The sequence below is a fragment of the Streptomyces sp. HP-A2021 genome, assembly GCF_022807935.1.
Taxonomy (GTDB): Bacteria; Actinomycetota; Actinomycetes; order Streptomycetales; family Streptomycetaceae; genus Streptomyces; species Streptomyces afghaniensis.
The window spans coordinates 826,216-840,412 of record NZ_CP094344.1 but is presented as its reverse complement, the minus strand read 5'-3'; the positions used below and the strand labels follow the sequence as shown (position 1 = coordinate 840,412).

Sequence of the window (14,197 nt, the reverse complement as noted above, 5' to 3'; positions counted from 1 at the left end):
AGCAGGTTGGGTTCGTCTGCGCAGCAGGGAGGAGATGTCACGCCACCCGCGTCGGCGCCTCCGCGCGCCCGATGCCCTGCCAGCGCAGCCCGGCCCGCGCGAGCCGGTCCGCGTCCAGCAGGTTGCGGAAGTCGTGGACCTCCTGGCCGGACATGCGCGCGGCGATCGCCGCCCAGTCGAGGTCGCGCAGCTCCGGCCACTCCGTGAGGACGAGGCAGGCCGCTGCCCCCTCCGCCGCCCGCACCGGATCGTCGACGAGGTCGACCAGATCGCTCAGGTCGGGCCGCTCCTCACGCAACGCAGGGTCGTACGCCGTGAGTTCGGCGCCGCGCTCGCGCAGCAGCCGGGCGACGGAGAGTGCGGGGGAGTCGCGCAGATCGGAGGTGCCGGCCTTGAAGGTCAGGCCGTACAGGGCGAGTCGTACGCCGTGCAGCGAGCCGTCGCCGCCGCGTCCGCACGCGGCGGCGACCCGTTCGACGAGCTGCTGCTGGTGGGTGACGTTGGTCTCGATGGTCGCGCGCAGCAGGGGGAAGTCCACGCCGGCCAGTTCGCACACGGTCAGCAAGGCGTGAGTGTCCTTGGGCAGACAGGAACCGCCCCAGCCGGGCCCGGGCCGCAGGAACGCGGAGCCGATGCGCGGGTCCCTGCCGATGCCCTCGGTGACATCGTTGATGTCGGCGCCGAAGCGATCGCAGACGGTGGCGAGATTGTTGGCGAAGGACAGCTTCATCGCGAGGAAGAAGTTCGCCGCGTACTTGGTCAGTTCGGCGCTGGCGGGGTCGGTGAGCACCAGCGGCGCGTCCAGTCCCGCGTACAGGTCGGACACGCGCCGGGCGGCGTCCCGGTCCGCGGCGCCGATGACGATCCGGTCGGGGTGCAGGAAGTCCTGGACGGCGCGGCCCTCGCGCAGGAACTCCGGGTTGCTCACCACGCCCACGTCGTCCCGGCCGAGCAGCGCGGCGACGCGCTCGCACGTTCCGACGGGCACGGTCGACTTGTTGACGACGACACAGCCGGGCGGCAGTACGTCGCGGATCTGCGCGGCGACGGCCTCCACGGCGGCGAGATCGGCGGCGCCGCCCGCCCCCATGGGCGTGGGCAGGCACAGGAACACGACCTCGGCCTCGGCGACGGCGGCCGCGGTGTCGCCGGTGAAGTCGAGCCGGGCCGCGTCCAGGGCGTCCCGGACGGTCTCGGGCAGACCGGGCTCCAGGATGTCCACGCGGGCCTCGCGCAGCCGATCGACCTTGTGCGGGTCGGCGTCCGCGCACACCACGGAGTGCCCGAGGGAGGCCAGACAGGCGCCGGTTGTCAGTCCGACGTAGCCGGTTCCGATCACGGCGACGCGTCGAGCAGACACAGAAGATCACCTTTTTCCGGTCGGTGGGGGTGCCCGCGTGCGACGGCCGAAGGGCGCGCTCGATCGCGTCGTACGGGCGGACCTGGAAGGGCCGACTTCGTCGTACGGCCCGGGCACAGCGAGGACTCAAGTCACCAATCGTTGACCTGAGTCAGGTATCGCATGCCGCGAGAACGTAAGTCAACGATTGATGACATAGGTCGGTGACTTTGAGACAGTCGCCGCAGACTGGAACATGGGCGGATGGCCAGAGGGCCGTGGACCACGGAGGTGCGGTACGTGACCGGAGTACAGAACGGCGAGGCGGCCAAGGCGGCGGCTCGCCGGCCCGCCCACAAACGCTCGGCCTCGGCGACGCGCACCGCGTTGCGGGCCGCCGCGGCCTTCCGCTTCGGCAAGTACGGCTACGAGGGCACCAGCGTGCGCGACATCGCGGGCGACGTGGGCGTGGACGCCGCCCTCGTCTACCGTTACTTCGGCTCGAAAGAAGCGCTGTTCAACGACGTTTCGGGGACGGGCAAGATGTTCGAGCCGCTGTTGGACGAGCCGGTCGAGTCGATCCCCGACTGGTTCTGCGCGCTGCTCATGGGACAGCCGAGGGAAGGTGACTTCCCTCACCCTGTGCTCTCCGTGCTGCGGTCGTCCGGCCGGGACGAGGCGGTGGCGCGACTGCGGGCGGACTTCACGGAAGTGTTCTCGCATCGTCTGGCCGCCCGCCTCGACGGCCCCGACGCCGACCTGAGGGCGGAACTCCTGGCGGCCTGGATGCTCGGCACCAGCCTGATGCGCACGGAGATACGCCCACCCGCCCTCGTCTCGGCGCCGGACGCCACGCTGGAGCGCTACCTGCGCGCGGGTATCGAGGTCCTGCTGGGCCCGGCGCCGGAAGACGACGGCAGGACGGCCGGGGACGAGGAGCGCGCCGCCGGCGACGACTGACCCGGGAGGCGGCACGTCGACGGCCTGTCAGGCGGCAGGCCGGGTCACGACGTTGATGTTGAACACGTGAGACCCCAGTCCGCCCGCGATGCCCATGAAGAGCAGGGCGAAGTGCTCCTGCCCGCGGGCTGTGGTGATGCCGCCGATGTCGAGCTGGGACGACGGGGGCCAGCCGAGGTCGCTGAGCAGCCGGCCGGTGGTCCGCTTGGCTTCGGCGTCGTCACCGGAGAGGAAGACGGTGCTCGGGCCGGCCAGATCGCCCGGGGCGACCATCACCGTCGAGTCCATGGTGCACAGCGTCTTCACGACGGGTGTCCGGGGGAAGGCTTCCTGGATCTGTTCTCCCAGGCTGCTGTTGGGGTGCGAGAGCTCGGCGAAGTCGTCGGAGAGGCCGACCCCGACGTCGATCAGCAGGGTGCCGGCCAGCGCCGGTGCCCCGATGGAGCGCAGGAGTTCAACGGAGACGGTCCCTGGGGTGGCGTTGACGAGGACCTCCGCGTGGGCGGCCGTGTCCTTCAGGCTCGCTACGGGGAGGCCGAGGTCCGCCCGTTCCTCAGGTCGGCGTGAACCGAGGAGCACGTCGTGCCCCGCGGCGCTCCAGCCGTGGGCCAGTGCTCGGGCGACGTTGCCGGTGCCAAGTAGTCCTAAGCGCATGGGTGGGACGCTAGCTGTTGCCGGGGAGCGGCGAATCGGCCCTCGGACGGACTGGACCGGGCACCAAAGACCTAGGGCCGTCAAGCTCCGCCAGTCGTCGAGCAGACCCTCGCCTGGCGCGGCGTTACTCGGGGTTGCATGGTGACTACCCTCAGAGAACCGGTCAGAATGGCGAGCTGACGGGACATCCGGAACGCGCAGGACTTCAGCGAGGATCCATCCCGGGGCGCGCAGGTCGGGTCGTTGCCCGCTCTCGAAAGAGCCCCCTGTTTCCAAGGGCGTTTCCCGCCCGGCGTGATCGCTTGATCGCGCTCAGTGGTGGAACATCGACGGCATATCGGATTTTGTTTCTCCAGTCTGAACATTTCTGACACGGAGCCCATGGGGGTAAGTCGATCGTAGGTTCCTCTGAATGTTTCACGCCGTTCGGGTGCGAACCTCGTGCGATCACCCGGCTACAGTCCTCTGGTCCCTGCCACACAAATGCCCTCCGTTCCGTGTCTGGCAGTGGCCTCTCGGCGGGGCGGCGTGGCGTCCGTGGTGCGGTTGGATCGGAAAGTGATGACAGGAACAATTCATGGGGTGTCGCGGGATCGCACTGCCCGAATTCCCGCTGATTTTCGATTAATAGCTTCTCCGTCGGAGTACATTCCGGACGGTATTTACCTCGACCTTTCGCAGTCCCTCGGCCGGCGGGTGCATCTGAAGTGCGAGGGTCTCAATCTCACCGGTTCCGTGAAGATCAAGGCCGCGGCTGAGATGGTTGATGCGGCGGAGCGGTCCGCACTTCTGCAGCCGGGTGGCCGCATCGTCGAGTCGTCCTCGGGCAGCCTCGGTGTGGCACTCGCCATGATCTCTGCCGATCGTGGTTACGACTTCACCTGTGTCACCGACAGCCGCTGCAACGAACGCAACCTCCGTCTCATGCGGGTGTACGGGGCCGATGTCGTCGTCATCGAGGAGCCAGATCCTGTCGAAGGCCTGCTCGGGGCCCGCCTGCGGTATGTCGCCGACCTCTGCGCACGCGAACCGGACGTGCTGTGGCTCAACCAGTACGCCAACGACAGCAATTGGCTCGCCCACTACAAGACCACCGGCCCGTCGATCGCGAAGGCCTGCCCCGACGCGGAGATGGTGTTCATCGGAGCCGGCACGACCGGCACGCTCACCGGGTGCGCACGGTATCTGAAGCAGGTCGGGCATCCGGCCAAAATAATCGCCGTCGACAGCGTCGGTTCCGTGACGTTCGGCGGACCGCCCGGCCCCAGACATATTCCGGGGCTCGGAACGGGCCGACGCCCGGAGATCGTCGATGAAAGCGTCATCGACGAGATCATCATGGTTCCGGAAGTGGACACCATTCGCATGTGCCGAACCATGGCGGGGCGCGGTTATCTCTTCGGCGGATCCACGGGAACCGTACTCGCGGGAATGATGCATCGAATATCCATGGAACGGGCCGATATGCCGGTCGTCGCGATTTCCCCGGATCTCGGTGAACGATACCTGGATTCCATCTACGACGACGAATGGGTCAAGGACCGGTTCGATCTGGGTGGCGGCACCGCACAGATCACTCGCCGCCAGGTGGCGGTACCGGTGACAGACGGCCAGGGAGGCATCTGATGGCCGAACAGCACAACCTCATCGGGCTGTTCGAGAAGCAGGCACAGCTGTCGCCGGACAGCACAGCGGTCGTCTTCGGCGACGACCGGCTGACCTACCGGGAGCTGCGCGAGGAGGCACGCCGTGTGGCAGGTCGGCTGCGGGGGCTCGGGGTCGGTCCCGAGACCCTTGTCGGCATGGCGTTCCCGCGGTCCGCGGACGCTGTGGTCTGCATGCTCGGGATCGTCCTGGCAGGCGGCGCCTACCTCCCGGTGAACCCGGACTTCCCCGCCGAGCGGCTCAAGCGTGTGCTCGGCGATGCGCGTCCACCCCTGGTGGTGTGCGCCCCCGAGGCCGCCGAGGCCATGCGCGGGGCACTCCCGGAGGGGACTGTTCTGCGCACGCTCCCGGACCTGTTCGACCACGACGCCCGGCCGGCGGACGGCGAACTGCCGCAGGCCGTCCCCGCGGACGCCCTCGCGTACGTGATGTACACCTCCGGCAGCACCGGGCGCCCCAAGGGCGTCATGGTGGAACACCGAGGGGTGGTGCGCCTGGTCAAGGACACCGACTACTTCGGGTTCTCACCGGACGAGCGTTTCCTGCTGACCGGGGCCCTGGAGTTCGACGCCTCGACCTTCGAGATCTGGGGCGCGCTCTTGAACGGGGCCGTCCTGCACATCGTCGACCAGGAGACACTGGTCGTCCCGCAGCGCCTGAAGCGGGCACTGAAGCAGGCGCAGGCGACGGTCCTCTGGCTGACCGCACCGCTGTTCAACCAGCTCGTCGACGAGGACGTCACGCTGTTCGAGGGCCTCCGCACGCTCCTGGTGGGGGGCGACGCCCTTTCCTGCCCCCACGTGAACCGGGTGCTCGAGGCCTGCCCGGGCCTGCGGCTGCTCAATGGCTACGGCCCCACCGAGAACACCACCTTCACGACCGTCTTTCCTGTCGAGCGCCCCTACGAGTCGGCCATCCCCATCGGCCGACCGATCGCCGGGACCACCACCCGCGTTCTCGACAGCGACCTGCGTCCGGTGCCGACCGGACAGATCGGCGAGCTGTTCACCGGGGGCCTGGGGCTGGCGCGCGGCTACCTGCACAACCCCGAGGCGACGGCGAAAGGTTTCCTCACGCTCGACGGCGAGCGCTACTACCGCACCGGCGACCTGGTCAGCGCGGACTCCACGGGCGTGCTGTCGTTCCACGGCCGCAGCGACGACCAGGTGAAGATCCGCGGCCACCGGGTGGAGGTGAAGGAGGTCAACAGTGCTCTCCTGGACGTCCCGGGCGTACGCGACGCGCACACCGCCGTCCAGGACTCCGCTACGGGAAAGAAGCTGATCGGCTACGTCGTCACGGAGGGCGACGAGGACGGCGTGCTCAGCGAGCTGAGGCGCCGTCTGCCCTCGTACATGTGCCCGGAGCGGATCGTGCGGATCCCCCGGTTGCCGCTCAATGCCAACGGCAAGGTGGACACCGCCCGGCTGCCCGCTCCGGCTGCCTCCGTACGCCCCCCTTCCGGGCGGCTGAGCCCCGAGGAGGAGAAGCTGGCCGCTCTCTGGGCGCAGGTGCTGCACCGCGAACCCGAGCTGATCGGCCCGGACAGTGACTTCTTCGAGCTGGGCGGGACATCCATCACCGCCGGAGCCCTCATCGGCAGGATCGGGCGCGAGCTGGGGGTGGTGCTGAGCTTCCAGGAGCTGTTCGCCACGCGCACGCTGCGCGGCATGGCACGCAGCGTGGCGGAGGGCGAGCCCCAGGGCTTCGCCCCCATCGCGGAGATACCGGCCGGCGGTGACCTGCCCCTGCATCCTCAGCAGCGTGGTCTGTACGCCCTGTGGCAGGTCGACGAGGAGTCGCTCGCGTACAACGTCCCGGCGCGTCTGGACGTGAGCGGGCACCTGGACCCGGAGCGGCTGCGGACCGCCCTGCGGCAGCTGGCGGGACGTCATGACGCTCTGCGGACGCACTTCGTCACCGAGGTGGACGCTCAGGGCAGGCCCCGGGTGCGGCAGGTCGTCCAGGAGGCGGTGAACGTGCCGCTCGAAATCCTGTCTGGTTCCCGGGCCTGCACGGACGAAGACGTCGTCGCCCGGTTCGTCCGCCCCTTCGACCTGGGCAGCGGCCCGCTGCTACGGGCTCTGCTCGTGCAGGACGAGGACCGTGACGACCGCCTTTATCTGGACGTTCACCACATCGTTTTCGACGGGGTGTCGCTCGCTCTCCTGGTCGACGAGCTCCTCGACCTCTACGTCGGCGTCCGGCCCGAGGAACCGGCCACCACCTACGCCGCGGCCGGCCGGTGGCTGGACGGGGAGCTGGAGACCGGTCGGTTCGCGCGGGACGGTGCGTACTGGCTGGAGCGGTTCCGGGACGCCCCGCCGCCCCTGGACCTGCCGACGGACCACCCGCGCCCGGCCATCCGCAGCACCCGGGGTGCCGTGGTGCGGCACGAGCTGGGGACGGAGTGCCAGGACGCGGTGCGTCGGTGCGCAGCCGCTCACTCGGTCACGGACTTCTCCGTCCTGCTGATCGCCTACGCCGCCGTACTGGCCCGGCTCAGCGGGCAACGCGACATTGTCGTCGGCTGTCCCATGAGCGGGCGGGTGCATCCCGATCTGGACCGTGTGATCGGCATGTTCGTCAACACGGTTGCGCTGCGCCTGCAGATCGACGACGGCGCGACTCTGGGCGACCTGCTGGCCCAGGCCGGCCGTGAGCACCGCAGCGGGCTGACCCACCAGGCCTATCCGTTCGACCGGCTGGTCGAGCAAGTGGCGCCCCAGCGGGATCTGAGCCGCAACGCGCTCTTCGACGCCTTCTTCGCGCTCCAGAACATCGACTTCCACGTCTTCCGCAAGCACGGGCGTCGCGTCACGGTCTCGCTGTTGCATCCCGGCACCAGCCGCTTCGACCTCAACCTGCAGGCGTACCAGCGCCCGCAGGGGCTGCGCCTCGAACTCGAGTACTCGACCGCTCTGTTCACGCAGCAGTCGGCGGAGTCACTGCTGGAGCAGATCGTGGCCGCCCTCGACGAGGTACTGCACCGTCCCGGCCTTTCCGTATTCCCACCGGCGTCCAGGCCCGCCGCGCCGCCGACGGGCGCGCTCACCGCACCTGCCACCGACTTCGCTTTCTAGGGACCGCTACATGAGTAACGTCATCGCACTTCAGCAGGCGCTGCGCGCCCACCCCGGGCAGGCCGCGTACTGGCGGGCACAGCGGCATGCGTGGACCGAGCCGACCGTTCTGGTCCGGGACCATCTGCGCCGGCATCCCGAGGCCGGCCCGCAGGTGCAGGCCGCGATCCCGCCCGCGGCGGTCGCGGCCGCCGGCAAGCTCACCGGCGGCGACCCGATGCTGCAGCGGGTGCTGGCCGGCGCGGTGCTCGCGTTGCTGGCCGCCCGCGCCACCGACCGGCGGGACGTGACCGTCTTCGTTCCGGTCGCGGACACAGCCGTCCCGCTCTCGGTTCCGGTCGCAGCCGATCAGACCGGCCGCGGCCTGCTCACCGAGCTGCGCGCGCGCTACCTGGAGGCGGCCGAGCACCTCGACATCCCCGTACAGGCGCTCCTGCGGCACGAGGAGCAGCAACCGAGCGACATGATGCTGACGCTGGACTCCCAGCTCACGCCGGACCACGCCGAACAGGCGGGCTGCCCGGTCCTGTTCGATGTGCGGACCGACACGGTCGCCGTCCACGCCGACCCCCGGCTGTTCAGCTCCGGCACCGCCCAGCGGCTCGCCGACACCTACGCCGAGCTGTACGCCGTGTTGCTCGCCGACCCCGCAGCCCCTCTCGCGGCACAGCTCGCGGCCGACGAGGCCGAAATCGCCGCGATCACCGGAGAGTTCAACGACACCGCCGCGCCGTTCCCCGACACCCGGACGCTCCACAGCTTCCTGGAGGAACGGTCCTCCGGCGACCCGTCGGCGATCGCCGTCGCCGACGACGGCACGACCTACGGCGAGCTGAACGCGGCTGCCAACCGCCTCGCCCGTGTGCTGCGCTCTCGCGGCGTACAGGCCGGCACCGTCGTGGGCGTGTGCGTGCCGCGCTCCAAGAACATGCTGGTCGCGATCTACGCGATCCTCAAGGCGGGCGGCGCCTATCTGCCGGTCGACCCGACCCTGCCGCGCAACCGCGTCGACTACATCCTCGACCACAGCGGAACCGCCCTGGTGGTGACCACGGACGAGACCCGCGAGGTCGTCACCGGCCGCGGGACGGTCGAGGTGACGGCCGCCTACGACGACACCGTCGACCCGGATGATCTCGAACCCCTCAGCGGGCCCGACGACTTGGCGTACGTGATCTACACGTCCGGCTCCACGGGCAGGCCGAAGGGCGTCATGGTCGAACACCGCGCCATCGTGAACCGCCTCTGGTGGATGCAGCGGGCCTATCCGCTGGGCGGCGACGACGTCATCCTGCACAAGACGCCCTTCACCTTCGACGTCTCCGTCTGGGAGATCTTCTGGTGGTCACTCGCGGGCGCCTCCGTGGTCACCCTGCCGGGCGGCGAGGAGAAGAACCCGGAGCGGATCGTGGAGCGCATCGCCACGGCCGGTGTGACCACGCTGCACTTCGTGCCCCCCATGCTCAACGCGTTCCTCCAGTACGTCTCGGCGACCGACACCGAAGGCAGGCTGGGCAGCGTGCGCCGGGTCTTCGCCAGTGGTGAGGCGCTCGCCGTCGCGCACGCCGAACTCTTCCAGAAAGTGATCGGCGCCCATGCCCGGCTGGTGAACCTGTACGGTCCCACCGAGGCCGCCGTCGATGTCACCCACCAGCCGTGCGACACGGTGGACAGCACCCGGTCGATCCCCATCGGACGCCCCATCGACAACATCCGCCTCTACGTTCTTACGCGCGACGGGGCACATGCACCGCTGGGCACCCCGGGCGAGCTGTGCATCGCCGGAGTGGGTCTGGCGCGCGGCTACCTCAACGCACCGGAGCTGACCGAGGAGCGTTTCCCACTCCATCCGTTCGAGCCGACCGGCCGCATCTACCGAACAGGTGACCTGGCGCGCCGGCTGTCCGACGGGACGATCGAGTACCTCGGCCGCATCGACACCCAGGTCAAGATTCGCGGATACCGCATCGAGCTGGGCGAGATCGAGCATGTCGCGGGCCTCTGCCCCGGCGTCACTTCCTGCGCCGTGACCGCCGTGGAGGACACCTCCGGGGAGAAGTCCCTGGCCGCCTACGTGGTCGCCGCAGCCGGCTTCGACACTGACGCGCTGCGCCGGCACCTCGCCGCGGAACTGCCGTCCTACATGGTTCCGCAGCACATCGTCGAGATCGACGCCATCCCGACCAACCACAACGGCAAGCGCGACCTCAAGTCACTGCCGCGGCCCGCCGCAACGGGCACCGGTTCGGACGCCGCTGCTCCCGTCGTGGCGCCGCGCACCTCCACCGAGCAGGCGCTCGCCGCCATCTGGAGCGAGGTCCTCGGCCTGGAGACGGTCGGCGTCCACGACAACTTCTTCGCCCTCGGTGGCGACTCGATCAAGTTCATCGGTGTCCTGGCCCGGGCTCGTGCCGCCGGTCTGCGGTTCTCCTTCCAGGACCTGTTCGCCCACCCGACCGTGGGTGAACTCGCCGGCGTCGCCGAGACCGGCGAGGCCGCCGGGGCCGGAAGCGAGGCCCCGGCCCCCGTCGAGCCGTTCGCGCTGCTCTCCCCGGCGGACCGCGCGGCCCTGCCACCGGGCTCGGTCGACGCCTACCCTATGTCCCAGTTGCAGATCGGCCTGATCTACGAGGCAGCCCGCAGCGATGTCGAAGGCCTCTACCACGACATCCTCAGCTACCCCATCGGCGAGAGCGTCGACGTCGGCCTGTTCGAGCGGGCCGTCGCCCATGTCGCGGGCCGTCATGCGGTGTTCCGCACCTCGTTCCACCTGCGGGGGTTCAGCGAGCCGATTCAGGTCGTGCACGCCGAGGTCCCGTCCCCGCTCACCGTGCACGACCTGCGCGCGCTCTCCGCCGCCGAACGCCAGGCAGCCCTGGAAGACTTCTCGCGGCAGGAGTTGCGCGCCGGCTTCGGCGACGGCACCCCCGACCTGGTCCGCGTCCACCTGCACCTGCTGGGACCCGAGGAGTTCCAGTACTCACTCAGTTACCACGACGCCGCCCTCGACGGCTGGAGCGTCAACACCATCCACCGCGACCTCTTCACCGCCTACTTCGCCCTGCTCGACGGCCGCGAGCCCGAGGCTCCCACGTACGACGTGTCCTACCGCGACTTCATCTCTCTGGAGCGACAGGCACTGGACTCCGGCGAGCAGCGTGCCTTCTGGCTGGACCTGATGACGGACGCGCAGAGCACCCAGCTGCCACGCCACCGGGCCCAGACCCCGCCGGGCGAGGACCTTCCCGAGGTCGTCATCCATGACGTCGGCCTCCCCGAGGGGCTGTCCGCGCGGTTGATCGAGCGTGCCCACCAGCTGCGCCTTCCGGTCAAGTCGCTGCTGCTCGCCGCGCACACCGCGGTGCTCGGTTTCGTCGCCGGCACGAACGACGTTCTGACCGGCTACGAGCACTCCGGACGCCCGGAGACGGAGGGCGGCGAGACCGTCCCCGGCCTGTTCCTCAACACCGTGCCGTTCCGGCTGCGTCTGCCCGACGACGGCACCTGGGCCGACCTGGCGCGTGCGGCGTACGAGGCGGAGAGCGCCATGCTGCCACACCGCCGCTTCCCCATGGCGGAGATCAAGCGCGCGGTCGGCAGTCGGGACATGCTCTTCGAGACGGTCTTCAACTTCACTCACTTCCACGTGCTGAAGAGCCTGGGGGAGCGGGACGGGTTCGCTCTGGTCCGCTCTGTCGTCAATGCCCAGACGGAATTCCCCTTCCGTGCCGAGTTCTCCCAGGACGCGGTGTCCGACGAGGTGCTGCTGAGCATCCACTACCACCCGGACGTCCTCGACGCGGCTCAGACGGCACGCATGGCGAGCTACTACACCCAGGCCCTCACCCTGCTGGCGAACGAGCCCGACCAGCCGCTCGGCGCGACCTCGCTGATGAGCGCGGAGGAGCAGGCCCTGCTGCGGGAGTTCGGCGGCGGGCCCCGGATGGAGCTGCCCGATGGCACCTTCGTCGACGCGTTCGCCGCGTCGGTCCGGCGCAATCCCGACGCCGTCGCCGTGCGGCACGGCGAGCGGGGCCTGACCTACGCCCAACTGGACGAGGAGTCCGACCGGTTCTGCGCCTTCCTCGCCGGGCGGGGTGTGCGCGCCGGCGACGTGGTGACGACCATGCTGCCGCGTGGCACGGCCTGGGCGGTGACCGTCCTCGCCCTGCTGAAGAGCGGCGCTGTGTATCTGCCGCAGGAGCGCGCCTATCCCGCCGACCGCGTCGCCTCCGTGCTCCGCCGCAGTGGCTGTCGCCATGTCGTCGCGGCCGACCAGGATGTCGCCCGTCTGCAGAGCGCGCTGGACGCACGGCTCGACGGCGTCGAGGTCCTCGCCTATGAGCAGGCCGCCTCGGTCGCTCCGGCCGCACCCGCCGGCCGGCCGGGGCCGGACGACGTCGCGTACATCATCTTCACCTCCGGTTCCACCGGTGAGCCCAAGGGCGCGATGATCCGCCACTCGGGCATGCTGAACCACCTGCTGGCCAAGGAGCTCGACCTCAAGCTCGCCGAGTCCGACCGGGTGGCGCAGATCGCCACTCAGTGCTTCGACATCTCGGTGTGGCAGTTGCTCGTCGCCTGGATGTGCGGCGGCAGCACCGTGATCTACGGGCAGGACGAGATCGTCGAGGCGGGTACGTTCCTCGCGGCACTGCGCGAGGACGGCATCACCGTCCTCGAAGTCGTGCCCTCCTACCTGGACGCGCTGCTCACCGAGGTCGAGCAGCGCCCGGTCGGCCTGCCCGACCTGCGGTTCAACATGGTGACGGGCGAGCCCCTGCCGCCCGCCCTGACACGCCGCTGGTTCGCGCAGTACGACGTCCCGCTCGTCAACGCATACGGCCCCACCGAGGCGTCCGACGACGTCACACACCACGTCATCGAGCACCCGGTGCTGGACACCCGGACCCCCGTCGGGCGGCCGGTCGTCAACACCGGCATCCATGTCGTGGGCTTCGACGACACGCCGCGTCCCATCGGCGGTTACGGCGAGATCTGTGTGACCGGCGCGGGTGTGGGGCTCGGCTACGTGAACGACGAGGAGCGCACCGCGGCGGTCTTCGTCGCCAACACCCTCGATGACCGGTCGCAGGTCATGTACCGCACCGGCGACGTGGGGCGCTGGCTGCCCGACGGCAGCCTGGACTGCGCGGGCCGCGTCGACCATCAGGTCAAGGTGCGCGGCCACCGCATCGAGCTGTCCGAGATCGACAGCGCCCTGGAACGACTGCCCGGAGTGGACGGCGCCGTCACCCTGGCCCGGGAACTGCGCGGCGAGAAACGGCTCGTGGCGTTCTACTGCGGTACGGCAGAACCCGACCTGCCCACGTTCCACGCCGGTCTGTCGGCTTCGCTGCCTGCCTACATGCACCCCGAGATCCTGGTGCGCATGACGGAGTTCCCGCTCACCGGGAACGGCAAGGTCGACCGCAAGGCCCTTGCCCGCCACGAGCTGGCCGCCGTCGGCCGCACCGATGTGGTGCCCCCGGCGGACGAGGACGAGCGGCTGGTACGGGACCTGTTCGCCGAGGTGCTGGGCCACGCCCCGGAGACCGTCGGCGTCACCGACAACTTCTTCGAGATCGGCGGCCACTCACTGGCCGCGATGAAGGTCGCGGCGGCCTCCGAGGGCCGCATCTCGCTGCGGGACCTGCTGGCCCACCCCACGGCACGGCATCTGGCGCGAGGGCTCGTGCGGCAGGCCGGCACCCGGCGCGACCTCCTGGTCGACCTCACCGCGGCCGCGGGCGGTGCGGGCGCCCGGCCGCGGGCGACCGTGGTGTGTGTGCCCTTCGCCGGAGGCAGCGCGGTCAGCTATGTCGCGCTAGCCAGGGAACTCGCCCAGGCGGATGCTCCCATCCGGGTGCTCGGGGTGGAACTGCCCGGACGTACCCGCGACGACAGTGCCGCTCCCGTCCCGGTGGAACAGCTTGCGGAGCAACTCGCCGAGGAGATACAGCGCTCGGCCGGCACCCCCGTCCTGCTGCTGGGCCACTGCGCCGGATCCGCGCTCGGCCTCGCCACAGTGCCCCGGCTGCGCGAGCGCCAGGTGGACGTGCGAGGACTGTTCGTGGTCGCCAAGCTGCTGAAGTCCGTGGACCCTTCCGCGCACGCCTCGAACGAGGTGGTCGACATGTCGGAGGAGGAGATCCTGGCATGGCTGGTGGACAACACCGGCCTGCAGGACATCGCCGGCCTGGGGGCCAAGGAGCGCACGGACCTGGCCCGCGCCTTCCAGTACGACACGGCCCAGGCCACGCGCGCCTTTCACCAGGCCCTGTCCACACTGCCCGCGAGCCGTCTCGACTGCCCGCTCACCGTCCTGCTGGCCGAGGACGACCCGCTGGCGCAGGGCCACCAGGAGACGGCACGCAACTGGGAGCTGTTCAGTGACGCCGTACGCGTCGAGGTCGGCGCCGACGGCGGCCACTACCTCAACGCGACCCGCCCCGAGCGGATCGCCGCCGCCCTCCGCGCGGGCCTGGGGGTGTGA

At 69.9% G+C, this 14,197-nt stretch carries 6 protein-coding genes; 4 read left to right on the top strand and 2 right to left on the bottom strand.

Annotated features, from left to right (window positions below; translation table 11 throughout):
* Positions 1–37 precede the first annotated feature (37 nt).
* Positions 38–1,360, bottom strand: a complete 1,323-nt coding sequence (locus MQE23_RS03955) for a UDP-glucose/GDP-mannose dehydrogenase family protein (RefSeq protein ID WP_243378255.1) — start codon at positions 1,358–1,360, stop codon at positions 38–40.
* A gap of 279 nt (positions 1,361–1,639) precedes the next feature.
* Here MQE23_RS03955 and MQE23_RS03950 point away from each other — a divergent pair, with 279 nt between their 5' ends.
* The gene (locus tag MQE23_RS03950) at positions 1,640–2,299 is read left to right on the top strand and encodes a TetR/AcrR family transcriptional regulator (RefSeq protein WP_037671043.1); all 660 of its coding nucleotides are present in this window, start codon (positions 1,640–1,642) and stop codon (positions 2,297–2,299) included.
* Positions 2,300–2,326: 27 nt separating this feature from the next.
* Here the strand turns inward: MQE23_RS03950 and MQE23_RS03945 are convergent, their stop codons facing one another.
* Complete coding sequence (locus tag MQE23_RS03945; protein WP_243378254.1) at positions 2,327–2,953, bottom strand: NAD(P)-binding domain-containing protein; 627 nt, start codon at positions 2,951–2,953, stop codon at positions 2,327–2,329.
* A 561-nt stretch (positions 2,954–3,514) separates the two neighbouring features.
* Between MQE23_RS03945 and sbnA the strand changes: the two genes are divergently transcribed.
* From sbnA to MQE23_RS03930, 3 genes are read left to right on the top strand one after another with little or no spacing between them, the layout of a single operon-like run.
* Positions 3,515–4,579, top strand: a complete 1,065-nt coding sequence (gene sbnA, locus MQE23_RS03940) for a 2,3-diaminopropionate biosynthesis protein SbnA (RefSeq protein WP_243382487.1) — start codon at positions 3,515–3,517, stop codon at positions 4,577–4,579.
* Positions 4,579–7,701, top strand: coding sequence for an amino acid adenylation domain-containing protein (locus tag MQE23_RS03935; RefSeq protein ID WP_243378253.1), 3,123 nt, complete (start codon positions 4,579–4,581; stop codon positions 7,699–7,701). Before sbnA ends, MQE23_RS03935 begins: the two co-directional genes overlap by 1 nt.
* A gap of 10 nt (positions 7,702–7,711) precedes the next feature.
* Positions 7,712–14,197, top strand: coding sequence for a non-ribosomal peptide synthetase (locus MQE23_RS03930; RefSeq protein WP_243378252.1), 6,486 nt, complete (start codon positions 7,712–7,714; stop codon positions 14,195–14,197).